Annotated in this window: 14 protein-coding genes; 6 read left to right on the forward strand and 8 right to left on the reverse strand. The window is 63.1% G+C overall.

Annotated elements, in window-relative coordinates; genetic code table 11:
- The coding region (locus tag CQ041_RS22460; RefSeq protein ID WP_105649057.1) for a non-ribosomal peptide synthetase at positions 1–9,163 on the reverse strand (9,163 nt) is incomplete at its 3' end.
- Between the two features lie 158 nt (positions 9,164–9,321).
- On the reverse strand, positions 9,322–10,503 hold the full coding sequence (ispC, locus tag CQ041_RS22465; protein ID WP_105523736.1) for a 1-deoxy-D-xylulose-5-phosphate reductoisomerase: 1,182 nt from the start codon (positions 10,501–10,503) through the stop codon (positions 9,322–9,324).
- Positions 10,504–11,057: 554 nt separating this feature from the next.
- Between ispC and dxs the strand changes: the two genes are divergently transcribed.
- Genes dxs through ispG form a run of 3 tightly spaced genes read left to right on the forward strand, consistent with a single transcriptional unit; the run spans position 11,058 to position 15,171 of the window.
- The gene (gene dxs / locus CQ041_RS22470) at positions 11,058–12,890 is read left to right on the forward strand and encodes a 1-deoxy-D-xylulose-5-phosphate synthase (protein ID WP_105523737.1); all 1,833 of its coding nucleotides are present in this window, start codon (positions 11,058–11,060) and stop codon (positions 12,888–12,890) included.
- Between the two features lie 2 nt (positions 12,891–12,892).
- Entirely contained in the window at positions 12,893–13,822 is a 930-nt protein-coding gene (ispH, locus tag CQ041_RS22475) for a 4-hydroxy-3-methylbut-2-enyl diphosphate reductase (RefSeq protein WP_105523738.1), read from the forward strand.
- A gap of 17 nt (positions 13,823–13,839) precedes the next feature.
- The gene (gene ispG, locus CQ041_RS22480) at positions 13,840–15,171 is read left to right on the forward strand and encodes a flavodoxin-dependent (E)-4-hydroxy-3-methylbut-2-enyl-diphosphate synthase (protein ID WP_105523739.1); all 1,332 of its coding nucleotides are present in this window, start codon (positions 13,840–13,842) and stop codon (positions 15,169–15,171) included.
- On the opposite strand, the gene CQ041_RS22485 is transcribed toward ispG, so the two are convergent.
- The 5 genes from CQ041_RS22485 to CQ041_RS22500 all read right to left on the reverse strand — a co-directional run bounded on the left by CQ041_RS22485 (position 15,155) and on the right by CQ041_RS22500 (position 19,187).
- Positions 15,155–16,510, reverse strand: coding sequence for an MATE family efflux transporter (locus tag CQ041_RS22485; protein WP_105523740.1), 1,356 nt, complete (start codon positions 16,508–16,510; stop codon positions 15,155–15,157). The genes ispG and CQ041_RS22485 overlap by 17 nt on opposite strands.
- A gap of 111 nt (positions 16,511–16,621) precedes the next feature.
- Positions 16,622–16,771: a hypothetical protein gene (locus tag CQ041_RS26320; RefSeq protein ID WP_156088633.1), complete on the reverse strand. Its 150-nt coding sequence runs from the start codon at positions 16,769–16,771 to the stop codon at positions 16,622–16,624.
- A 15-nt stretch (positions 16,772–16,786) separates the two neighbouring features.
- Entirely contained in the window at positions 16,787–17,134 is a 348-nt protein-coding gene (locus tag CQ041_RS22490) for a zinc ribbon domain-containing protein (protein ID WP_105523741.1), read from the reverse strand.
- A 2-nt stretch (positions 17,135–17,136) separates the two neighbouring features.
- A complete protein-coding gene (gene fmdA / locus CQ041_RS22495; protein WP_105523742.1) occupies positions 17,137–18,366 on the reverse strand; it encodes a formamidase in 1,230 nt (409 codons plus the stop codon).
- An 89-nt stretch (positions 18,367–18,455) separates the two neighbouring features.
- The gene (locus CQ041_RS22500) at positions 18,456–19,187 is read right to left on the reverse strand and encodes a GntR family transcriptional regulator (RefSeq protein ID WP_177429415.1); all 732 of its coding nucleotides are present in this window, start codon (positions 19,185–19,187) and stop codon (positions 18,456–18,458) included.
- Between the two features lie 113 nt (positions 19,188–19,300).
- Here CQ041_RS22500 and CQ041_RS22505 point away from each other — a divergent pair, with 113 nt between their 5' ends.
- The 3 genes from CQ041_RS22505 (at position 19,301) to CQ041_RS22515 (ending at position 23,479) form a co-directional block, all read left to right on the forward strand.
- Positions 19,301–20,656 (forward strand): adenylosuccinate lyase family protein, encoded by a 1,356-nt coding sequence (locus CQ041_RS22505; RefSeq protein WP_105523744.1) that lies wholly within the window; start codon positions 19,301–19,303, stop codon positions 20,654–20,656.
- Between the two features lie 114 nt (positions 20,657–20,770).
- Positions 20,771–22,075, forward strand: coding sequence for a cation:dicarboxylate symporter family transporter (locus tag CQ041_RS22510; RefSeq protein WP_105523745.1), 1,305 nt, complete (start codon positions 20,771–20,773; stop codon positions 22,073–22,075).
- Positions 22,076–22,087: 12 nt separating this feature from the next.
- On the forward strand, positions 22,088–23,479 hold the full coding sequence (locus tag CQ041_RS22515) for a lyase family protein (protein WP_105523746.1): 1,392 nt from the start codon (positions 22,088–22,090) through the stop codon (positions 23,477–23,479).
- 42 nt (positions 23,480–23,521) lie between these two features.
- Here CQ041_RS22515 and CQ041_RS26425 read toward each other — a convergent pair whose 3' ends face one another.
- Complete coding sequence (locus CQ041_RS26425) at positions 23,522–24,667, reverse strand: hypothetical protein (protein WP_177429413.1); 1,146 nt, start codon at positions 24,665–24,667, stop codon at positions 23,522–23,524.
- Positions 24,668–24,803: the final 136 nt, after the last annotated feature.

The raw sequence follows: 24,803 nt of genomic DNA on the forward strand, positions 1-24,803 counted from the left end.
GCTGGTTCGGGAAGCCGGCGTCAGCCTGGTTCCACAGGTGCAGGATGTGTTGCTGCTCATCCGCGTCCAGCAGGTTCAGTTCACCGACGGTCTGCTGTTGATCGGCAACCATCGCCTGCAACAGGTTCTGCCAGTGGCGCGCCATGCGCTCGATGGTGGCGGGTGCGAACAGGTCGGTGGCGTAGCTCAGGGATGCACGCAGCAGGTCCTGTGACTCTTCGATATCCAGGGTCAGGTCGAACTGGGCGACGGTTTCATCCCACGTGACCGGGCTCATCTGCAACCCTGCCAGGCGCTGCAGATGGTGGCCGGCCAGGCTCACATGGTGGTTGAACGCCACCTGGAACAATGGGCTCAGGCTCAGGCTGCGCTCGGGTTGCAGGGCCTCCACCAATTGCTCGAACGGCAGGTCCTGGTGGGCCTGGGCCTCCAATGCGCGTTGTTTGACCTGGGCCAGAACCTCACGCACGGTGGTGTGCCCGTCGATCTCGGCCTTGAGCACCTGGGTGTTGACGAAGAAGCCGATCAGACGCTCGGTCTCGACCCGGTTGCGGTTGGCAATCGGCACGCCGACGCGGATGTCGTGCTGGCCGCTGTAGCGGTGCAACAGCACTTGATAGGAGGCCAGCAGCAACATGAACAGGGTCACGCCTTCGCGCTGGGCCAGGGCTTTGAGTGAGTCCAACAGCGGCAGCGCCAACGGGATGTTCAGGCGCGCGCCGCGATGAGTCGGTGCCGCCGGGCGCTGATAGTCAAACGGCAGTTCCAGCACCGGTTGCTCGCCACCCAATTGCTCGCGCCAGTAATCGAGCTGGCGGGCTTTTTCCCCGGCCTCCATCCAGCGGCGTTGCCACAGGGCATAGTCGACGTACTGGATCGGCAGCGCCGGCAAGTGCAGCGACCGGCCCTGGCTGTAGGCGCTGTAGAGCTGGACGAGTTCATCGACCAGCACCTGCATCGACCAGCCATCGGAGATGATGTGGTGCTGCACCAGCACCAGCACATGCTGGTCTTCGGCCAGGCGCAGCAGGTTGACGCGCATCAGTGGGCCCTGGCGCAGATCGAACGGCTGGGCGATCAAGGCTTCGAGCCGGACCTTCAACGCCTCCTCGACAATCGGCTGGGTTTCCAGCTTGATCCGCGCCGACGGGTTGATCACCTGCACGGTGCGCTCGCCCTCCTGTTGCAGGTGAATGCGCAGGCTTTCGTGACGCGCCACCAGGGTATCGAAGGCGCGTTGCAAGGCGGGCTGGTCCAGGTGACCGCCGAGGCGCAAGGCACTCGGCACGTGGTAGGCCGCGCTGTGGGGATCCAGTTGCCAGAGAAACCACTGGCGCTCCTGGGCGTAGGACAACAGGAGTGGCTGGTCGCGCCCCTCCGCCGCCAGCGCCGGGGTACGGTCACGTTCACTGCCCAGGCCACGCACGAAGTCGCCCAGCAAGGGCTGCTCGAACAGTAACTTGAGACTTACTTCCACCCCAAGGCTGTGGCGCACGCGGGAGACGGTCTGGGTGGCAAGCAGCGAATGCCCGCCCAGTTCGAAGAAGTGATCTGTAAGCCCTACCCGCTCGGCGCCCAACACCTGGGACCAGATGGCGGCGACCTGCTGCTCCAGCGCGGTGACCGGCGCCACCCATTCAATAAGGGAGTGGCTGGCGTCCGGCGTGGGCAATGCCGCGCGGTCCAGCTTGCCGTTGGGGCTCAGCGGCAGCGCGTCCAGCAGCAGTAGATGTGCGGGCACCATGTAGTCCGGCAATTCATCGCGCAAGGTGGCCTTGAGCTGCGAGCGCAACTGCGCCTGCTCGGTGTCGGACAGCGGCTGGCTGGCGACCACGTAGCCGATCAATTGGCTGTCGGCGGCGAGCACCAAGGCTTCGCGCACGCCGGCCTGGGCCAGCAGGCGCGTTTCAATTTCCCCCAGTTCGATGCGGAAGCCGCGCACTTTCACCTGGTGGTCAATGCGCCCTACGTATTCGATCATGCCATCGGCACGGTAGCGCGCCAGGTCGCCGGTGCGGTACAGCCGCCCCGCGCCCTGGCTGCAGAAAGGATCGGGAATGAAGCGATGCGCAGTCAGCTCGGGGCGATTGAAGTAACCCCGCGCCAGCAGCGGCCCGCCGATCACCAGCTCACCGGCCACCCCCACCGGCACCGGGTTGAGGTTGGCGTCCAGCAGGTAAATGGCCCGACCTTCCAGCACGCGGCCGATGGGCATCATTGATGGCAAGGCTTCGCGCCCGTCCACGTAGGCGGCGCAGTCCAGGGCGGTGGCAGTCACCGTGGCCTCGGTGGGGCCGTAGGTATTCAGCAGGCGCACGTGCTGCAATCCTGCGGCACGCCAGGCGTTCAGGCCTTCGGGCGGCATGGCTTCGCCACCGATGTGCAGTTGGCGCAGGCGCCCGTAGTCGCGCGGGCCGTGGTCGGCGAAATCGCGCACCAGCAACAGCCAATAGGCGGTGGTCAGGTCGACCACGGAAATCTGGTGTTCTATAAGCTGCTGGTAGAAGGTGTCGCTGTCCCACAGGTCGCCGCCCCGCACCACCACCGCCGCGCCGCAGCACAGCGCCGGGTAGAGTTGCTCGACGAAACCATCGAAGTTGAACGTGCCGAATTGCAGCACGCGGTCATCGGCGCACAGTGCGAACAGCCCGGTAAACACCTCCACATGCCGTGCCAGGGAGGCCTGGTCGATGCCCACGCCTTTGGGCCGGCCTGTAGAACCGGACGTGAACATCAAGTAGGCCAGGTTGGTCGGCAACGCCCGGGGTGCCGGGTTCTCGCCGCTGTAGTCGGCCAGCCAACCGGCGTCGCTGTCCAGGCACACCAGGGTGAGGTCCGCCGTGATCGGCTGCTGTTCAAGCAATGCCTGCTGGGTCAACAGGACGTGCAGGCCACTGTCCTCGATCATGCATTGCAGGCGATCGGCGGGGTATTTCGGGTCCAGCGGTACGTAGGCACCGCCGGCCTTGAGCACCGCCAGCAGGCCGACGATCATCTCCAGCGAACGGTCCACCGCCACGCCCACCAGGGTGTCGGCACTCACGCCCAGTTCGATCAGACGGTGAGCCAGACGGTTGGCGCGTCGGTTGAGTTCGGCGTAGCCCATGCGCTGCTCATCGAGGATCAACGCGAGGCTGTCCGGGTGCAGCGCGGCTTGTTGCTCAAAACGTTGCAGCACGCTGGCACCGGCCGGCTGTGCAACATTGGCGGGGTTCCAGTCGTGCAGCACGCGCTGGTGCTCATGGGCCAGCAGCGTGGGGATCGCGCCCAACGCTTGCTCTGGCCCCTCGGCAAAGCGTTGCAACAACGCCTGCAAGTACGCGGCGATGTGCTGCACCGCGTCGGCGGCAAATGCTTCCCGCAGGTATTCCAGGTGCAGGTTCAGGTGGTGGCCGCCGTGTACGGTCAGGGTCAGCGGGTAGTTGGTGCGCTCCTGATGGCGAACGTTGCTGAACTGCAGTCCACCCTCGCCCGCCTGCTCCAGGCTCTTGGCGACCGGAAAGTTTTCGAACACCACCAGGGTGTCGAACAGCACTTCACCGGCCGACCCGGCCCAGCGCTGGATATCGAACAGCGGCGTGTGCTCGTGATCGCGCATTTGCAGGTTCAGCGCCTGCACGCCACGCACCCAGTCGCCGACGCTTTGCGCCGGGCCCGGCGCGGCGATCAGCGGCAAGGTGTTGATGAACAGGCCGACTTGCTGCTCGACGTCCGGCAACTGCGCCGGACGCCCCGACACCGTCACCCCGCAAGCGACGCTGGCCTGGCCGGTATAGCGTTGCAGCAGCAACAGCCACGCCGATTGCACCAGGGTATTGAGTGTCACTTGGTGGGCTCGCGCGAAAGCGCTCAGGCGCGCGGTCTGGGTTGCATCCAGTTCACAGAGGACTTCAGCGTATTCACCGCCCGCCTGCGCAGGACTCCCCGCTACGCTGCGGGCCAGGTGCGTCGGCTCCTCCAGCAGCATCAGGCGCTCACGCCAGAAAGCTTCACCCAGCGCCGGGTCTTGTTGTTGCAGCCAGGCGATATGTTGCGAGAACGCCGCACTGGCCGGCGGCAATGCCTGCCCTTTGCACGCCTGCAGCACTTCGTTGAGTACCAGCGCGTTGCTCCAGCCATCCATCAGGATGTGGTGACTGGTGTAGATCAGGTGCCAGCGCGCTTCATCAAGACGCACCAGCGCCACCCGCAGCAACGGCGGGCTCGCCAGTTCGAAGCCCTGGCGATGGTGTTCGGCAGCCAGCTCGTCGAGGGCGGTGGCAAGGTCCTGGCGCCCGCGCCAGTCGTGCTCGCTGAATGGCAGGTCGACGTGGCGATGCACCACTTGCAGGGCCTGGCCCTGATCGTCCTGCCAGACAAACCCGGTGCGCAGCATGTCGTGCCGTGCCAATACCTGGGCCCAGGCATGCTGGAACCGGGCCACGTCCACGCCCTGCACATCGGCGCGCAACTGGCTGACGTAGACGTCATCCTCACCCTGCTGGTAGAGGCTGTGGAACAACATGCCCTGTTGCATCGGCGACAGCGGGTACAGGTCCTGCACGTCACGCGCCGGCAGGGCCAGGGCGTCGAGCTGGGCCTGGCTCAGTTGCGCCAGACGCACGTCGGCCGGGGTGAGGCCGCCGTGCTGCGGGTCGAGGCAATGGGCGATCAGCGCCAGCAGTTCCTCGCGATAATCGTCAGCCAGTTGCTGGATGGTGGACGCTTCGAACATCTCACGGCTAAAGCCCCATTGCAGTGTCAGCTCGCCGCCGTACACCTGCCCTTCCACCGTCAGCCAATTGGCAAGCGGCGCCTCGGGATCCTGGGCTTGCCCACTGCCCTCGCTGGCAGGCACCCAGAGTGCCGAGTCGTCGAACTGACGGTCGAACTGCCCCAGGTAGTTGAAGGTGATGCGCGGCACGGCAAGGCTGCTCAAAGCCTGCGGTGTACCGAGGTAGCGCAGCAGGCCGTAGCCGATGCCTTTGTCGGGCACCGCGCGCAGTTGCTCCTTGACCGACTTGATCGCGCCGGCCAACTCGCCCTCGGCGTGCAGGCGCAGCGGGAACAGGCTGGTAAACCAGCCAACGGTGCGGCTCAGGTCAACGTCATCGAACAGGTCTTCGCGGCCATGGCCTTCCAACTGGATGAGCGCCGCCGACTGGCCGCTCCAGCGGCTGACGACCCGTGCGAGCGCAGTCAGCAGCAGGTCGTTGACCTGGGTGCGGTAGGCCGCTGGCGCGTCCTGCAACAACTGCCGGGTCTGTTCGACGCTGAGACGACTATCGAGCTTGGTGCCCAGGCGATTTTGCAGGCCGCCCCCGGGGTGGTCGCAGGGCAATTCGGCGTCGGCGACCTGGGCCTGCCAGTACGGCAGTTGGGTGCCCAGCGTTTGCGCATGGGCCTGCAACTGCAGCGCCCACTGCTGATAGGCGCTGGTCTTGGCCGGCAGCGGTGCATTGCGATAGGCCTGTTGCAGGTCTTCGAGCAGGATGCGCCAGGACACGCCGTCCACCACCAGGTGATGAACGACCAGTAGCAGGCGCTGGCGGCCGTCAGCCAGGTTGACCAGCACCGCGCGCAACAGTGGGCCGTGTTCCAGATCGAGGCTGCGCTGGGCTTCGTCGCAAAGCACGGCCAAGGCGTCGTCGTTGGCCGCCTGGGCTTGCCACAACCCCGGCTCGCTCACGGGCACCGCATGGGTTTGCTGCCAGGCGCCGGCCCGCTGCGCAAAACGCAGGCGCAGGGCGTCGTGGTGGTTGATCAACCGCGTCAGCGCCGCTTCAAGGCGCGCGGGTTGCAGCGCCTCACGCGGGGCCAGCAACAGGGATTGGTTCCAATGCTGGCGTGCAGGGATCGCTTCGGCAAAAAATTGCTGTTGCACCGGCGTCAGCAGCACGTCGCCGCTGACCGGGCCCTGGTCAATGACGATGGCCTGTTCAGCGCTGGCCACCCGTGCCAGGCTGCGCACGCTCTGGTACTGGAACAGGTCGCGCGGGCTCAGGCGTATGCCCGCCTGCCGAGCGCGACTGACCACCTGGATGGAGATGATCGAGTCACCGCCCAGTTCGAAGAAGTTGTCGTCCAGGCCCACCTGCGCAATGCCGAGCACATCGCTCCAGACCTGTGCGAGGGCTTGTTGCAGCGCGTTTTCCGGCGCGGCGTAGGCCTGTCGCGGCGCCGCGTCGGGCATTGGCAAGGCCTTGCGGTCGAGCTTGCCATTGGCGGTCACCGGCAATTTTTCCAGCGTCACGAAGTGGCTCGGCACCATGTATTCCGGCAGGCTGCTCAAGAGCCATGCCTTGAGGTCCGAGGGTTCGCTCGTTTCCAGCACCAGGTAGGCGACCAACTGTTTGCCGCCCTGTACCAGCACCACGGCTTCGCGCACGGCGGCGTGTTGCATCAGGCGGGTCTCGATTTCGCCCAGTTCGATGCGCAGCCCGCGCAGCTTGACCTGGTGGTCGAGGCGGCCGAGGTATTCAATCACCCCGTCGGCACGCTGGCGCACACGGTCGCCGGTGCGGTACAGCCGCGCGCCGTCGCCAAACGGGCTCGGCACAAAGCGTTCGGCGGTCAGGGCCGGGCGCCGGTGATAGCTGCGGGCCAGGCCGGTACCGCCCAGGTACAGCTCGCCGGCGACACCCGCCGGCACCGGGTTGAGCTGGGCGTCCAGCACCCAGGTGCCGAGGTTGGCGATGGGCCGCCCGATGGGCACGCTGTCGGCGCCTTCGTCGATGCAGGTCCAGTGGGTCACGTCGATGGCCGCTTCGGTGGGCCCATAGAGGTTGAACAGGCCAGCGTTCGGCAGCTTGGCGAACACCTGCAATTGCGCATCCAGCGGCAGGGCTTCGCCGCTGCACACGATGCGTTTGAGGCTCGCGCAGGCGTACACGCCCGGCTCGTGGATGAACGCCTGGAGCATGGAGGGTACGAAGTGCAAGGTGGTGATGGCCTGCCGGCCGATGGTCTCGATCAGGCGCGCCGGTTCGCGGTGTTCGCCGGGGGCTGCGACCACCAGGCGCGCGCCGGTCATCAGCGGCCAGAAGAACTCCCACACCGATACGTCGAAGCTGAACGGGGTCTTCTGCAACACCGCGTCGCTGGCGTCGAGGCCATAAGCCTGTTGCATCCAGCACAGGCGATTGACCAGCGCACGATGGCTATTGCCGGCGCCCTTGGGTTTGCCGGTGGAGCCGGAGGTGTAGATCACATACGCGAGGTTCAAGGCGTGCACGGCGACATCGGGCGCCGTGGTCTCATAGGCGTCCAGCCAATCGGCAGGCCCGTCGAGGGCAATCACCTGGAGGCCCTCGGTGGGCAGCGACCCCAACACGTGGTGCTGGCTGAGCAGCCATTGGATGCCGCTGTCCTCGACCATGTAGGCCAGGCGTTCGCGGGGGTATTCAGGGTCCAGCGGCACGTAGCCGCCGCCGGCCTTGAGGATCGCCAGCAGGCCCACCACCATTTCGATGGAACGCTCGACGCAGATGCCCACCAGGCTGTCGGGGCCAACGCCCCGCGCCACCAACGCGTGGGCCAGTTGGTTGGCGCGGGCGTCAAGCTGGGCGTAGGTCAATGCGGTAGCGCCGAACACCAAGGCCGGTGCGTGCGGGCTGCGCTGCACCTGATCCTCGATGAGCTGGTGCAGCGCGCACTCGGTCGGATAAGCCTGCGCGGTCTGGTTCCAGTCATGCACCAGCACCTGGCGCTCGTCGTCGGCCAGCATCGGCAACTCGCCGATACGCTGCTCGCCGTCCGCTGCCATCGCCTGCAACAGGCGAATCCAGTGGCGGGCCATGCGCGCGATGGTCGGGGCGTCGAACAGGTCGTTGGCGTAAGTCAGCGCGGCGTGCAGGGTGCCGGACTTTTCGTAGGTGTCGAGGGTCAGGTCGAACTGCGTGGTGCGGCCCTGCCATTGCACCAGGGCCAGTTCCAGTCCCGACGCGGTGCTGACGCTGGCAATGTCCGCCACCACCGGCTGGTGGTTGTACATCACCTGGAACAGCGGCGTATGGCTGAGGCTGCGCTCGACCTTGAGGGCTTCCACCAGGCGTTCGAAGGGCAGCTCCTGATGGGCCTGGGCACCCAGGGCATGCTCCTTGATGCCTTGCAGCAGTTCGGTGACGCGGGTCTGCCCGGTCAGCTCGGTGCGCAGTACCTGGGTGTTGACGAAGAAACCGATCAGCCCTTCGACTTCATTGCGGTTGCGGTTGGCAATCGGCACGCCGACGCGGATATCGCCCTGGCCACTGTAGCGATGCAGCAGCACGTTGAAGGCACCGAGCAGCAGCATGAACAAGGTGACGTTGTGCTGTTGCGCGCAGCTGCGCAGTTGTGCGGCCAGCTGCGGCGCAATCGCGAACTCATGACGGGTGCCCTGATAGCTGGGCATGGCCGGGCGCGGGTGGTCGGTGGGCAACTCCAGCACCGGGTGCTCATCACCCAGGCGCGCCTGCCAATAATCGAGCTGGCGCGCCTGCTCGCCGGCTTCCAGCCAGCGGCGCTGCCACAGGGCATAATCGCTGTACTGGATCGGCAGCGCCGGCAGTTGCGGGGTTTCGTTGCGTGCATGGGCGTCGTAGCAGCGGATGAATTCGTCGATCAGCACGTTCATCGACCAGCCATCGGAGACGATGTGGTGCAGGGTCAGCAGCAGCACATGTTCGCGCTCATCAAGCTTGAGCAGTTGCACGCGCAGCAGCGGGCCGTGTTCCAGGTCGAACGGCTGCAGCGACTGGCGGGTGGCGGCGTCGATGACGGCCAGCTCGCGCTCGGCGTGCGGCAACGCGCTGAGGTCAGTGTGTTCGACGGCCAGCGCCGACTGCAGGGCGACCTGTGCCAGGCGGTCATCGGCCTGGCGCTGGAACACCGTGCGCAGGGTTTCGTGCCGTGCCACCAGGCTGGCGAAAGCCTGCTCCAGCACCGCCAGGTTCAACGCCCCCTTGAGCCGCACCGCCCCCGGCAGGTTATAGGCGCCGCTGGCCGGGTCCAATTGCCACAAAAACCACATGCGCTGTTGTGCGTAGGACAGCGCCTGGCGATCCTCCACCTCGACCCCGGCCGGAATCGGAAACCTTGAAAAGTCCACCCCTTCTTTCTGCAATGCCTGCAGGAACAACTGGCGTTTTTCCAGGGGCAGCCCGATAAACCGGCGAGCAAGTTTCAAGGAGTCTTCAGCATTCATTTCTTGGAGTCCGCAGCGATAGGCAGGAGGCACAGAGGCACGTCGTCCCTATAAAACGAACCGGGAAGCGAAAAATTAGCGGGGGGATGGAGGTGCGCAGCCGCATGCCTGCAGCACCACCGCAGTGAGCCGACGCCGGTGATTGGCTGAAGTCGGTTTCAACCCTTTGAACTGCAGACCCGGACCTCTTCACGTGCCAATCGTCGAGCCTGGTGATCCTGCTCGAAAATATCGTCCAGGCTGGAGAGCGTCTGCAGGTTTATATGCTGCAAGGTGTGATCGACCACACGCGGAATCTGGGTGAACCGAATGCGCCCGCCCAGAAACGCCTCGACCGCCACTTCATTGGCCGCGTTCAACGCAGCACTGGCTTGGGTGCCCTCGGCAAGCACCTGCAGAGCCAGGCCGAGGCAGGGAAAACGCTGCAGGTCGGGATATTCGAACGTCAGCCCGCCGGTGCGTGTCAGGTCCAGCGGCGACACCCCGGACTCGATGCGTTGCGGGTACGCGAGGGCATGAGCTACCGGCATCCGCATGTCCGGGTTACCCAGTTGGGCCAGCACGGACTGATCGCGAAACACCACCAATGAATGCACCACGCTTTGCGGATGGATCAAGGCACGTATGCGTTCGGCGGGTAGATCGAACAACCAATGGGCTTCAATGATTTCCAGGCCCTTGTTCATCATAGTGGCGCAATCCACGGAAATTTTGCGGCCCATCGACCAATTGGGATGGGCGCATGCCTGGTCGGGAGTCACGTCGTCCAGGCTGTCGAGCGGACGCTCCCTGAAAGGTCCGCCAGAGGCCGTCAGGATCAGATGATCCACGTCATCCAGCGAACCTTGGCAGCCTTGCAAGCACTGGAAAATCGCGTTGTGCTCACTGTCGAGCGGTATCACCGTCGCTGCGCCGCTGGCCACGGTTTCGACGAACAAGACGCCTGCCATGATCAAGGCTTCCTTGTTGGCCAACAGGATTTTCTTGCCTGCCTGGGCGGCACTGAGGGTTGGCAACAAGCCAGCCGCGCCGACGATACCGGCCACCACCGTGTCCACATCCGGCGCCGCCGCCGCTGCGCACAGGGCATCGACACCACACAACACTTCGGTAGGCAGGTCTGCCGCCAGCAGGTGGGCCTGCAACTCGATAGCGTGCTGAGGTTCAATGACCACGGCGAATGGAGGGCGAAACTTCACGCATTGCTGGTACAACTTTTCCATGTTCCGATGGGCCGTGAGCCCTTGTACTTTCAATGTCTCAGGGTGACGCGCGACTACATCCAGAACACTGTCGCCAATCGACCCGGTTGACCCGAGAACGAGCAGGCGCTGCAACATGATCTTGCCATCCGTATTTAAGTTGTAGTGCGAAACAATACTAGGCCCCTCTCAATGTTTTACAACGTGCACGTCATACCCACTGGCGATTAAACAGAACACCTTTAATTATATCGTTGCGCCTATCGCATTTAATAATCTTGCCGATTCCAAAATAAACTATTCCGCCCATTGCGTTTCATTCAGCGCCTTCTAGATTAAACAACTTCCGCCCACACTTTTTTAACGCTTATCCTTGGTCCGTCGTACCGTCCAATGGCATAGACACTGTCGAGTCTTGCTATGAACACACCGAATCATTTGTATCCCCCCCTCTTCTCTTTTGATTGGCAAAGTGCTTGCTCACCGCATGCGCGGGCGGTCGAAAAGCAGGTCATTGAATGGGCAGACGACCACCGGTTGCGCAATGACCGTGAGCTTCGCGCCCCTCCCGGCGCCAGGCCGTCTATTCAAGGCTTTGACTATGGGTCAAGCGCGCAGGAAGTGGCAGCAACGCGCCAATACGTAGACGACCTGAAAGCGTCTTGCCACCTTGAGACCTGAGGACCCCTTCCATGTTCGAACTCCTCGAGACACTGGATACGCCTGCCCACCTGCGCACTCTGCACCCTGGGGCACTCGGGCCGCTCGCCGACGAATTGCGAGCCTTCATCCTGCAAAGCGTGAGTGCAACAGGCGGCCACCTTTCCGCCAACCTGGGCACCGTCGAATTGACCCTCGCCTTGCATTACGTGTTCAACACGCCAGACGACAGGATCGTTTGGGATGTCGGCCACCAAGCCTATGCTCATAAGATTCTTACAGGGCGCCGCGAAGAAATGGCCGGTATTCGCCAGTTTGGCGGCATATCTGGATTTCCACGCCGATGCGAATCGACCTACGACTGTTTTGGCACTGGCCATTCCAGCACGTCGATCTCGGCGGCGCTGGGTATGGCGTTGGCCGCCCGAAACCTCGGTAGCCCCCGCCACTGCATCGCCGTGATGGGCGACGGAGCCCTGAGTGGTGGCATGGCCTTCGAGGCCCTGAACAATGCGGGCCGCTACCCCGACCTTCGGTTCCTCGTAGTCCTCAACGATAACGATATGTCCATTTCGCCCTCGGTGGGCATGCTGCGCGAGCATCTGGGTGCATTGACCGCCGATCATCGCGCAAGCCATGAGGTGAACCTGTTCAAGGCGATGGGTTTGACCTACACCGGCACCATCGACGGGCATGACCTCGCGCAACTGGTGAAAACACTGCGCACGCTCAGGTCCCGCAAAGGGCCGCAGTTGCTGCATATCATCACAGAGAAAGGCCACGGTTACTCGCCAGCGGCTGCTGATCCGGTGCTGTATCACGGCCCCGGCAAATTTGATCCCGTCCAGGGGATCTGTCCCTCGACCCCAGGCCCCCAGACCTACACACACGTGTTCAGCCAGTGGTTGGCGGATGAAGCGCAGCGCGATTCACGCGTCGTCGCGATCACCCCGGCCATGCGCGAAGGTTCCGGCCTGTCAGCATTCGAACAGCAGTTTGCCGGGCGCTACTTCGACGTGGGCATCGCCGAACAGCATGCCCTCACCTTCGCCGCCGGCCTTGCCACCGAAGGCATGCGGCCAGTGGTCGCGATCTATTCGACCTTCCTGCAACGCGGGTATGACCAGCTCATTCATGACATCGCACTCCAGAACCTGTCGGTGGTGTTTGCCATCGACCGGGCGGGGATAGTCGGTGCCGACGGCGCTACACACAATGGCGCCTTCGATATCGCCTACCTGCGCTGCATCCCCAACCTGACGATCATGGCACCCGCAGATGAAAAGGAATGCAGACAGATGCTGCACACCGCCTTGCAACAAGATGGCCCCTGTGCGGTGCGTTACCCACGCGGTGGCGCAAGCGGTAGTGCGCCCTCACCGGACCTGACCACACTGGCACTGGGCAAAGGTGAAATTCGCCGTACCTGTACGCAGGCACGAGGACATCGCGTCGCCATTCTAGCCTTTGGTTCAATGACACAAAGAGCAATGGAGGCGGCAAACCTGATCGATGCCACGGTAGCCAACATGCGTTTCATCAAGCCCTTGGACAATGAACTCATCCTGGCGATGGCACGGGATCATGATTGGCTGGTGACCGTGGAAGAAGGGAGCATCATGGGTGGCGCAGGCTCGGCTTGCCTGGAATCCCTGGCCAGTCAGAATCAGCGGTCGGCGCTGCTGTGTCTGGGGCTACCCGACCAGTTCATCGAGCACGGCGCCCCTGAGCAGCTATTGAGCTACTACGGCCTGGATGCGGGCGGGATCGCCCGTTCCATGCGTGAATTCGCCTACACGTTCGGACTTGGCTACGCGGCTCCCGGCATTACGCCCAATGCTGCGGCGCGTCAGGCGAGCGCCTGAGCATGAACGTGATCATTGCCCAGCCACGAGGGTTCTGCGCCGGCGTTGAACGTGCCATTGATACGGTGGAACAAGCCCTGAAGCAGTTCGGCGCACCGGTGTATGTACGTCATGAAATCGTGCATAACCGCCATGTCGTGCAGGCGTTGAGTGACCAAGGCGCGACCTTTGTGGATGAGCTGGATCAAGTGCCAGTGGGCGCGGTGACCATTTTCAGCGCCCACGGCGTGACCCGTGAGGTGGAGCGCAACGCTCGGCAGCGTCAGCTTCAGGTATTCGATGCCACCTGCCCACTGGTGACCAAGGTGCATAACCATGGGCGCCAGTACGCGGCCAAGGGTTACAGACTGATTTTGATCGGCGAGCCCGACCACCCTGAAGTCATCGGCATCCAAGGCCAGGTTGATGCGCCGATCACGTTGATCCAGACCGTCAAACAGGTCGGTGAGCTGACATTTGCCGAGGATACGCCGTTGGCCTACCTGACCCAGACCACCCTGAGCGTGGACGCTACTCGTGCAGTGGTGCAGGCGTTGACACGGCGCTACCCGCAGATCGTCGGGCCCGCCAGCCGCGATATCTGCTACGCGGTGCAAAACCGTCAACAAGCCGTGCGCGAACTTTGCGCGCGGGTGCACGCATTGTTGGTTGTGGGCAATGCCAACAGCGCCAACGCCGTGACCTTGTGTGTGCTGGGCAATGACCTCGGCGTGCCGAGTCATCTGGTTGCCGATGGCAGTGAGGTCGACCACCAATGGTTCACGCCTGACATGACTGTGGGTATTACCGCAGGCGCCTCAACCCCGGAAACGTCGGTGAAGGACGTCATCGCTGCGTTGGCACTGATTGCCCCGTTGCAGATCCAGACCTTGCCAGGTCGTGAGGAACAGGTACGGTTTCTGCCCCTGCCCGGGTTGATTACCCGGCAATAGAACAGAGGAGTCGCATCATGCACGCCTTGCCTGCACGTCGCGTTACCCAGCGTGTGAACGTCGGCCTGGTGCCCTTGGGCAGCGACGCGCCGATTGTGGTGCAGGCGATGACCAACACCGACACCGCCGATGCCCGCGCCACGGCGGCACAGGTGGAAAGCCTGGCCGTCGCCGGGGCCGAACTGGTGCGCATCACAGTCAATAGTCATGAGGCCGCAGCCCAGGTCGCAACGATCCGGGAGCTGTTGGACCGGCGCAACATCCACGTGCCCCTCGTGGGGGATTTCCACTTCAACGGCCATCGGCTGCTGGCGGCGTATCCTCAGTGCGCAGAAGCCTTGGCCAAGTACCGGATCAACCCCGGTAACGTCGGCAAAGGTGCGCGGCGCGACGAACAGTTCTGCCAGATGATCGAAGTCGCCTGCCGCTACGACAAGCCCGTGCGTATCGGTGTCAACTGGGGCAGCCTCGATCCCGACTTGCTTGCCAGAATGATGGACGCCAACGCCATCCTCACTACGCCGCTCGCGGCCGACACCGTCATGCGCGAGGCGCTGGTCGTGTCGGCCCTGGAAAATGCCCAGAGGGCCATGGACGTCGGCCTGCCGCCGGACCATATCGTGTTATCCGCCAAGGTCAGCCACGTTCAAGACCTCATCGCTGTCTACCGCACCCTGGCTGCACGTTGTGACTTCCCGCTGCACCTGGGGCTGACCGAAGCCGGCATGGGCTCCAAAGGTATCGTCGCCTCAACCGCGGCCCTTGCCGTGTTGTTGCAGGAAGGCATTGGCGATACCTTGCGAATTTCACTGACCCCAGACCCCGGCGGCGAGCGTAACCGAGAAGTCCAGGTCGCCCAGCAAATTATGCAAACCATGGGCCTGCGCGCTTTTACCCCACAGGTGGTGGCGTGCCCGGGGTGTGGCCGGACTACCAGTGTGTTCTTCCAGGCGATGGCACAACAGATCGAAGCCTTTCTGACAACACAAATGCCGCGATGGCGCGACCGCTACCCTGGGGTTGAGCGGATGCACGTCGCCGTGATGGGATGCGTGGTCAATGGCCCAGGCGAGAGCAGGCTGGCCGACATAGGTGTCTCACTGCCGGGTGCAGGAGAACACCCTAGCGCCCCCGTGTATATCGATGGCAAGCGGACCCTGACCTTGAAGGGTCCCGATATTGCCCAGGATTTCATCCGATTGCTCGAGGCGTATGTAGACACCCGCTACGGTCCCCATCCCACCGAATACAGCCGGCTTGAGCAACTGTTGGACACACCACCTTTCAACACAGGTCGATTAATAGCGTCCACGACCGGTGCGCAACCTTGCATCACACCAACCGTTTGATCTGTTTGTGCCGCCATACCAAGCGGTAATAGGCGGTCTGCAGGACCAGCATTGCCAGGTAGGTCACCGGAAACGCCATCCAAACGCCCTCCAGGCCAAAATGCGCGTTGAACAGGTAGGCCATCGGCAGTTCCACGCAGAGCACGCAGAAAATCGAAATCACTACCGGCATCAGCACCACGCCGCTGGCACGCATGATCCCGCCCACCACCGCCTGGAAGCCGAACACCAGAATGCTCCAGAGCATGATGTGCAACAGGTGTTCGGCGTTGACCCGTGCCCCATCGTCAGTGATGAACAGGCCGAGCAACCAGTGGGACAACCCATAACCGAGCACAATCAGGCCACCGGTCAGGCACAGGTTGATCAACAAACCCGTGCGCAAGATCGGCCCGATACGCTCCAGCCGTCCGGCGCCAATCGCCTGTGCACCCAGGATCGAGGCGGTGATGGCAATCGACAACGCCGGGAATTGCACGTAGTTGACGATCTGTGTCACCGCGCCATACGCCGCCGTGGCCTGGGAGCCGTGGCCGTTGACCAGGGCGAGGATGACCAGCTCGGAGAGCGACAGCACCACCATCTGCAAGCCGGTGGGCAAACCGATACGCAGGACTTTGCCGAGCACCACAGGATCCAGGCGCAAGGCCGCGAGCAGCTCGCGATCCGGCGCCATCACATGACGCTTGTGGCGCAGGCGCATGGTCAGAAACAGCATGGCCAAGGCGTTGCCCACGAGTCCGGCATACACCGCGCTCTGGATGCCCATGGGCGGCAGGCCGATCCAGCCGCCGATCAGTGCCGGCGTCAGCAACAGGCCAACCAGGGTCGACACCATCAGCGCCAGCAACGGCGAGACCGTGTCACTGACGCCGCGCAGCAACTGGGTATAGAGAATGAACACCAGCAGCAGCGGCATGATCAGCATCATCTTCTGGGCATAGCCCACCGCATCGTCCAGCACGTCAATCGGCGTGCCCAACGCCTGCAACGCCGGACGCGCAAACAGACTGCCCAGCACCGCCGCGATCACCCCCACCAGCGCGCCCAGCGTCAGGGTGGCACCGGTGATCACCTTGACCATCGAGGTTTCCTGCGCGCCCCAGGCCTGCCCGATCAGCACCGAGGCGCCCGCCCCCAGACCGATCACCAAGGCAATGAAGAAAAACACGATGGGGAACATGCCCGACACCGCCGCCAGCGCCTGGGTGCCGAGCATTTGTCCGACATAGATGCCATTCAGGGTGCCGGAAAAACTTTGCAGGAAGTTGGACAGCACCATCGGTGCTAGAAAGATCAGGTAGACCTGCCACAGCGGACGTTGCAAAGGGCTTTGCATGAAAAACGGGGCCTCGGATCACTAAAGCGTCCGAGGGTTATACCGCAAGTGGATCCCATCTTCCCGTGCTTTCGGGTTCCACCACCAGACGCGCGTTGCGCACCGTCGCGCTCAGGTGCCGGGCATTGCCCTGCAGCAGGCATTCGGCAAGCGCCGGTTCCAATTCGACGCGCAAGCGCCTGCCCTGGGCAAAGCGCTGGCGTAGTTCACCACCGCTACACCGAGGGTGTCCGGGGTGCTGGAAATGTCGCCATGGCGCATTGCAACGCTCCTGTTCTAGTGACTGATCATCCACGGCCGTGGGCCGGTCCGGGTCTTCAGGCCCAAAGGGTTGGCCTTGCTCGGCACGACCTTTTTGCTCGTACCGCAACAGCCGCAACCGGCCGGGTGCCGGCGACTGTCCTGGTACTCGCCGACGGTTTGCGGAGCGTTGGCGCTGCGCTCGTTGCCGGCGATGGCCTTGCGCTGGTTGGCCGACAGGGTTTGCAGCGCCGGGGCGGACACCCGCAGCTGGCCGCCCGGCCCTGCGCAATACGGGCACTCGCTCGATTCGTGGCGCTGCGCCATGGGGCGCAGCATCGTGAAGGTGCCGCACGCCGCGCAGGCGTATTCATAGGTCGGCATGGCTACAGGTCCGGGGCGATGGGCAGGTCGATGCTGCCGTCGAGGAATTTGGTCGGGCCGTTGGCGTTGGGGTTGATGTCGAATTCGAAGATCTCCGTGGGCAACCACAATGTCGCGCAGGCGTTCGGAATATCCACCACGCCGCTGATATGCCCTTGCACCGGCGCCGAGCCGAGCAGCGCGTAGCCCTGGGCCGGCGAGTAGCCGAACTTGGTCAGGTAGTTGATCGCATTCAGGCACGCCTGGCGGTAAGCGACGTTGACGTCCAGGTAGTGCTGTTGGCCCTGTTCGTCTACGGAGATGCCTTCGAAGATCAGGTAGTTCTTGTAGTTCGGGGTGATCGGGCTGGGCTTGAACACCGGGTTTTTGATCCCATACTTGGCCATGCCGCCCTTGATCAGCTCGACTTTCATGTGCACCCAGCCGGCCATTTCGATGGCGCCGCAAAAGGTGATTTCGCCGTCGCCCTGGCTGAAGTGCAAGTCGCCCACCGACAGGCCGGCGCCGTTGACGTAGACCGGGAAAAAGATCTTCGAACCGCGGGACAAATCCTTGATATCGCAGTTACCGCCATGCTCGCGCGGCGGTACGGTGCGCGCGCCGGTGGCGGCGGCATCGTCGCGGGCCTGGCCCTGCATCTTGCCCATGTGCGCGGTGGCAGCCAGCGGCGCGTTGGCCAGAGGCGGGACGCGGGTCGGGTTGGTGTCGATCAGTTCCTGCTCGCGCCGGTTCCAGTCGGCGAGCATCACTGGGTCGGGCAGGCAGCCGATCAGGCCGGGGTGTATCAGGCCGGCGAAGTTAACCCCGGGAATATGGCGGGAACTGGTGAACATGCCCTTGAAATCCCAGATCGCTTTTTGGGCGCTCGGGAAGTGATCGGTCAGAAAGCCGCCACCGTTCTGGCGCGAGAAGAAGCCGTTGAAGCCCCACTGGGATTCGGCCTTGGCGCCGATATCCAGCAAGTCCACCACCAGCAAGTCACCCGGCTCGGCGCCGTGCACACCCACCGGGCCGGAGAGGTAGTGCACGGTGGACAGGTCCACGTCGCGCACATCGCTGGCGTCGTCGTTGTTCTTGATCGCGCCGGCGGTCCAGTCGTAGGTTTCGAGGATGAAGTCATCGCCCGGCTTGACCCAGCAGGCCATCGGAATGTCTGGGTGCCAGCGGTTATGGATTTGCTCGTTCTCGGTGACAGGCTGGTTGAGGTCGACTTTGATCAGCGTTTCGGTCATGGACTGGCTCCTGGACGGACGACGGGTTGCGTTCGATCCAGTCTCGTGGAGCCAGCGGAAACGGGGAATACGTTGGATGACGTATGGGGTCAGCGCTTGTCGCGTTTCATCTGCATGGTCAGGGTGAAACGGTCGGCGGGGTACACCGATTCCGCCACCGCAATCAGCGCGCCGTCGTCATCGCGGTACTGGCGGACGATCGTCAGGCCCAGTGCGCCGTTCTGCGCCTTGAGCCGGACGGCCAACTCGGCGCTCAGTTGCACCGGACGCACCTGTTGGTCGACCAGGTCGATGTGCCGCGAGCTGGCCTTGCCGATCAGCGCGGCGATCAGTTCGCCCGGGTGTTTGCGGGCTTGCGGGATGATGTCGGCAAAGGCCTGTTCTGCATAGACGTCGGTCCAGCACAACGGCGCGTTGCCGTTGCCGGCATCCACCTTGATGCTCGACACGCAGAAGTAATGCCCGCCCGGCTCCAGGCCCAGGCGCCGCGCCAGGGCAATGTCGGCGACGAATTCGCGCACGTCCTGGATATCGCGGATATGGGTTTCGGCCACCTGCACCAGGTCGGCCACCGAGGCCATCGCCTGGGAATAGCCGCCCTGCGGCGCCGCTGCCTCGACCCGCGTACCCACGCGCTTGCGCCGCGAGACCATGCCCTGGCCCTGCAACTGGTCGATGGCCGCGCGCACAGTGTGGCGGCTCACGGCGTACAGCGAACACAGCTCGAATTCAGTGGGCAACAACGACCCCACCGGATAACGACCACTGCCGATCTGCTCGATCAAGTCCCTGGCAACCGCCGCATAACGCCTCTGGCTCACGCTTTCCATTTTTACCCTCGTTGTCGAGTTGACAGTGTATCAGCACAGGCGTAATCATAATGTACGGACATATTAAATATGTATGGTTTAAAAATAACAATTAGGATTTTCCCATGTCGAGTACCGTTTTTGATTCCGCCCTGTTCCGCGACATGTTCGGCACCGCCGAAATGCGCGGAGTGTTCTCCGATAAAGCGCTGATCGAGCGCTACATCGAAGTGGAAGTGGCCCTGGCCCGCGCCGAAGCCCGATGCGGCGTGATCCCCGCTGAGGCCGCGGAGCAGATTGCCGCGCTGTCGCAGTACGAGGCGCTGGACCTGGCGCTGATGCAGCACGAGACCGAAATCGTCGGCTACCCGATCCTGCCGCTGGTGGAGCAACTGTCGAAGATCTGCGGCGACGCCGGCCGCTATGTGCACTGGGGCGCGACCACCCAGGACATCATGGACACCGCTGTGGTCCTGCAGGTGCGCGCTGCCCTGGCCATCGTCGAGCGCGATATCCAGGCCGTGCGCGGCCTGCTCGCCGGCCTCGCCGCGCGTTATCGCGACACGCCAATGGCCGGCCGCACGCATTTGCAACACGCGCTGCCGATCACCTTCGGCTACAAGTGCGCGGTGTGGCTGAGCATGTTCGACCGCCACGCCGAGCGCCTGGTGGAACTGCGCCCGCGGGTGGAGATCGGCCAGTTCGCCGGGGCTGCGGGCACCCTCGCCTCCCTGGGCGACAAGGGCTTGGAGGTGCAGGAGGCGTTGATGGCCGAACTCGGCCTCGGCGTACCACAAGCCACCTGGCACGTGGCCCGTGACGGGCTGGCAGAAACCCTGAACTTCCTCGGCCTGGTCACCGGGTCGCTGGGCAAGATCGCCCTGGACATCATGATGATGATGACCAGCGAGCTGGGCGAAGTGTACGAGCCATTCGTCAAGGGCCGTGGCGCCAGCAGCACCATGCCGCAGAAGCGCAACCCGATTTCGTGCGAACTGATGTACGCCGCTGCCAAGGGCGTGCGCCAACACGCCGGGCTGATGCTGGATGCGATGATCCAGGATTTCGAGCGCTCCACCGGCCCTTGGCAGGCCGAATGGATCGCCATCCCGGAAGCCTTCGCCCTCAGCGCAGCGTCGCTGGGCCAGGCGACGTTCATGCTCGCCGGCCTGGAAGTGCGACCGGAGCGCATGCGCAAGAACCTCGACATGACCCAAGGGTTGATCGTGGCCGAAGCGGTAATGATGGGCCTTGCGCCTGCCCTCGGCCGCCAGGTGGCCCACGATGTGGTCTACGCCGCGTGCCGCATGGCCAACGATCAGGGCACCAGCCTGCTCGACGCCCTGCTCGCCCAGGGTGAAGCCACGGCGCAGTTGGACGTGGCTGAGCTGCAACGCCTGACCGACCCGGCGAACTACCTGGGGCTCGCGCCGCAGATGGTGGATATCGCGCTGGCGCGCCAAGGCGCAGTGAAACGCTGAGCCTCGGACCTGATGGAGATCTAATGTGGGAGGGGCAAGTCGAATCGTCGCACGGCCTCTCCCACAGGGGATCTCCAGCGTTTTCATAACCATAAAAACAATGAGATCACAGACATGTCATCCACCCCTGCTAAAAAACCGCTGTACAAGGACCTGACCTTCCAGGTCGTTGCCGCCATGTTCCTGGGGATTGCCTTCGGCTTTATCGCCCCCGAGCTGGCCGCCAGTTTCAAGATCCTTGGTGATATTTTCCTCAAGCTGATCAAGACCGCCGTTGCGCCGCTGGTGTTTTTCACCGTGGTCCACGGCATTGCCTCGGCCGGTGATATCAAGCGGGTCGGCAAGGTAGGTCTGCGCGCACTCATCTACTTCGAAGTGGTGTCCACCCTCGCCCTGGCCATCGGCTTACTGTGGGGCAACCTGCTGCAGATCGGCTCCGGCATGCACGACGCCCATCCGAGCAGCGCCGCCGCTGCCGCTGCCAATGCCGCGGTTGCCAAAGGCCACGCGCCGGCGTCGACCATGGACTTCATCTACGGCATCTTTCCCGACAACTTCGTCGGTGCCTTCGCCGGTGGTCAATTGCTGCAAGTGCTGGTGATCTCGGTGCTGTTCGGCTTCGCCCTGCTGGCGTTGAAGCCTGAGCGCCGTGAGGTGATCGAGGACGGTCTGAACCGTATCTCGGAATGCTTCTTTGAATTCATCAACCTGATCATGAAGTTCGCGCCCCTGGGTGCCTTCGGTTCGGTGGCCTACGCCGTGGGCAGCAATGGCACGGCGGTGCTGATGTCGCTGGCCAACCTGGTGCTGATGTTCTACGTGGGCATCGCGTTCTTTATCTTCGTGGTGCTGGGCGCGGTATGCCGTTTGAGCGGGTTCAGCCTGTGGCGCTTCCTCACCTACATCAAGGATGAAATCTTCATCGTGCTCGGCACCGCCTCGTCGGAAAGCGCACTGCCGCGCCTGCTGCAAAAGCTTGAGAAGTTCGGCTGCTCCAAACAAAGCGTCGGCCTGGTGCTGCCCACGGGCTATGCATTCAACCTCGACGGTACGTCGATCTACATGTCGCTGTGCGTGCTGTTTATTGCCAATGCCTACGGCGTGCCGCTGAGCTGGGAGCAACAGCTGGGCATCATCGCGATCATGCTGGTGACGTCCAAGGGCGCGGCGGCGGTCTCGGGCGGCAGCTTCGTGGTGTTTGCGGCGACGGTCACCGCCATCGGCGTGTTGCCGACCGAAGGCCTGGCACTGCTGTTTGGCGTGTACCGCTTCATGTCGATGGCCATTGCCACCTGCAACACCATTGGCAACAGCGTGGCCACCGTGGTGGTGTCGAAGTGGTCGGGGGAGTTTTCCGAGCAGACCGCCAAGGTCGAATACCAACGTGTGCTCGGCCGTCCGGCCGGCGCGGCACTGTAGCCGAGGCCGCCGATGACCACACTACGAATCGAACATGACGCGTTCGGGCCGGTATCCATCCCGGCCGACCGCTACTGGGGCGCACAGACTCAGCGAGCCCTGGAGGTGTTCGGCAGCAAGCAGCCGTTCACTGTCAGCCTGATCCGCGCCTTCGGCCAGCAAAAACGCGCGTGCGCCCGCGCCAACGCCCGGCTCGGCGTATTGGCGCCGGAGCTGGCGCAGGCCATCGAGCAAGCCGCGGCGCAAGTGGCCGACGGCGCCTTTGACGCGCACTTCCCGTTGTCGATCTGGCAAACCGGCTCCGGCACCCAGACCAACATGAACGCCAACGAGGTGATCGCCAACTGCGCCAATCTCAAGCTTGGGGGTGAGCTGGGCAGCAAGTCGCCGGTGCATCCCAACGACCATGTGAACCGCTCGCAGTCGTCCAACGACAGCTTCCCCACGGTGATGCACGTGACCACCGTGCTGGCACTGCGCGGTCACCTGCTGCCGGCACTCGCTCAGCTGTGCGCGGGCCTGAACGCCAAGGCCGAGGCCTGGCGTGACGCGTTGAAAATCGGTCGTACCCACCTCATGGATGCGGTGCCGATGAGCCAGGGCCAGGCGTTCGGCGCGTTTGCCCAGCAGATCGAGCACGGCATCGCCCGTATCGAGGCGTGCATGCCGCGTCTGCGCCTGTTACCCCAGGGGGGCACGGCAGTGGGCACCGGGCTGAACTCGCCGGTGGGGTTCGATGTGGCGTTCTGCGAGGAAATCAGCCAACTGACCGGTGTGCCCTTTGAAACCAATCCCTGCAAGTTCGAGGGCATGGGCACCCACGATGCGCTGGTGGAGGCGTCCGGTGCCTTGAACGTACTCGCGGTGTCGTTGACCAAGATCGCCAATGACATCCGCTGGCTGGGCTCGGGCCCGCGCTGTGGCCTAACGGAATTGGTGGTGCCGGACGATGGCCTGACCTCTTCGATCATGCCTGGAAAGCGCAACCCGACCATCGCGGAGGTGCTGGTACAAGCGGCGATGCAAGTGATGGGCAACCACGTCACCATTACGCTTGCCGGGGCATCCAGTGCATTCGAATTGAACGTGGCCAAGCCGGTACTGATCCATACCCTGCTGCAATCGATCGAGGTACTGTCCGACTGCGTCAGCCTGTTCAACCAGAAACTGTTGCATGGCCTTGAGCTCAATCGCCCTCAATTGGCGCGTAACGTAGAGCAGTCCTTGCTGATGGCAACGGTGCTCAACCCGCTGCTGGGCTATGACCGTGTGGCGCAGATCACCCGCAAGGCGGCGGATGAAGGGCTATCACCCCAGGAGGCTGCGGTGCAGCTTGGGCTGATCACGGCCGAGGAATACCAGCGCCATGTGCGGCCTGACGCGATGCTTCGACCGGCCGGCTGACAATGGGCATGAGCCGGATGGCCGGCTCATGCCCTAGGGGTATCAAGCGGCCGGTGCTCGATTTTTATTGAGGGTATGGTTGAGGTTATGTTGGTCGAACCGGCCATCTTCCGCCCCGGGTTTGCCGCTTTCTTTCTTCTCGCCTATGTCAATTTTTCGGAACAGCTGCCGCCGGTCGAGCAGTACCTTGGCAGCCTCCCTCGCTTCCACCGTGTACTTGGAATCCGAAGGGAGCGAGTTTGCGGCTGCTTTCAATTCGTCTTCATTGACGTATTCATCATCCGCTCCCTTGGTGTATATCTTGAAGTTGTCGCTGATGGTCTGGGTGATTTCGTCGTCAGACTTAAGCCGGTAGGATGCGGTTTCCAGATCGTCCCGCGACACAGCACCGTCGTACTTGCCCGTAGCGTCCTTGTCCATGACTTTGAACAGCCCGCCGCGCTCGCGCAGCTCCATGGCCAAGGCCACCTCCTCCGGTAAAGCAGCAGAACCGTCAGGGCGAACCCCTCCAGCAACCATGGCCAAGCTTCGGTCAGTGATGTTGCCTGGATTCGCAGGGTCCTCGAACGTGCTGAACTGCGCATGCAGCTTGTCGACCAGCGATTGATCGGTGTGGTTGGAATACGGGCGTTCCCCGGAACCGTTCATTGGACCGTTGAACTGACCCACGCCGGCAAATCGCGGCGCTGGCGCAGGCGTATTGGCGCCGTAAGCCGGCTGTCGCCAGTCGACCGAGGGCGCGTAATTACTGTCCAAGCGCATTTGCGACATATAGCCGTTCTGTTGACCAGGAAACCGGCTCATTCTTTGACTTTCTTGATCTCGCAAGCGGTCTATCGTCAGCCCGACGTCGTCCCGACTGATGAAGCCGTCTGTTCGCCCTCCGTGCTGGGCGCCATCCATAGACTTCAACAGCTCAGGACGCTGGAGCAGCCTGTGCGCCAACTCCTTCATGTGATGATCGAACGCATCATAGGCTGGGCCTTCGGCCATTTGCTGAAGTCCATACGGCGTCACCGCACCACCGCATCGGTCCTGAATGTCTTTGAAATGATTGTATAACTCCTCAGACACTGCCAAGTCGGAAGGTTTCATCAGTCCGTGGTTCGCGAAGTTGCTGGACTGCTGCTTATATTGATTGAAATCACCGCGACACAGCGCCGGCTGACGAAAATCTACACAGGTCATGGTTAATCCTCAGACGTTGGAATGAATCACTGCCAGCCCGTCTCAAAAGCGAGTAGGGCTAGCCCTCCGTCTGTGGTTGCGAGTAGTAGAACGGTTCCTGCAGTTATCAGTGAAGGTACTCTTTACCGCAGGAATT

The organism is Pseudomonas sp. MYb60 (assembly GCF_002979555.1).
Classification (GTDB): Bacteria; Pseudomonadota; Gammaproteobacteria; order Pseudomonadales; family Pseudomonadaceae; genus Aquipseudomonas.

Coding starts and splice junctions, on each gene's coding strand:
- ispC (WP_105523736.1), bottom strand. CDS start 10,503: ATGTTGCAGCGCCTGCTCGTTCTCGGGTCAACCGGGTCGATTGGCGAC.
- dxs (WP_105523737.1), top strand. CDS start 11,058: ATGTTCGAACTCCTCGAGACACTGGATACGCCTGCCCACCTGCGCACT.
- ispH (WP_105523738.1), top strand. CDS start 12,893: ATGAACGTGATCATTGCCCAGCCACGAGGGTTCTGCGCCGGCGTTGAA.
- ispG (WP_105523739.1), top strand. CDS start 13,840: ATGCACGCCTTGCCTGCACGTCGCGTTACCCAGCGTGTGAACGTCGGC.
- CQ041_RS22485 (WP_105523740.1), bottom strand. CDS start 16,510: ATGCAAAGCCCTTTGCAACGTCCGCTGTGGCAGGTCTACCTGATCTTT.
- CQ041_RS26320 (WP_156088633.1), bottom strand. CDS start 16,771: ATGCGCCATGGCGACATTTCCAGCACCCCGGACACCCTCGGTGTAGCG.
- CQ041_RS22490 (WP_105523741.1), bottom strand. CDS start 17,134: ATGCCGACCTATGAATACGCCTGCGCGGCGTGCGGCACCTTCACGATG.
- fmdA (WP_105523742.1), bottom strand. CDS start 18,366: ATGACCGAAACGCTGATCAAAGTCGACCTCAACCAGCCTGTCACCGAG.
- CQ041_RS22505 (WP_105523744.1), top strand. CDS start 19,301: ATGTCGAGTACCGTTTTTGATTCCGCCCTGTTCCGCGACATGTTCGGC.
- CQ041_RS22510 (WP_105523745.1), top strand. CDS start 20,771: ATGTCATCCACCCCTGCTAAAAAACCGCTGTACAAGGACCTGACCTTC.
- CQ041_RS22515 (WP_105523746.1), top strand. CDS start 22,088: ATGACCACACTACGAATCGAACATGACGCGTTCGGGCCGGTATCCATC.
- CQ041_RS26425 (WP_177429413.1), bottom strand. CDS start 24,667: ATGACCTGTGTAGATTTTCGTCAGCCGGCGCTGTGTCGCGGTGATTTC.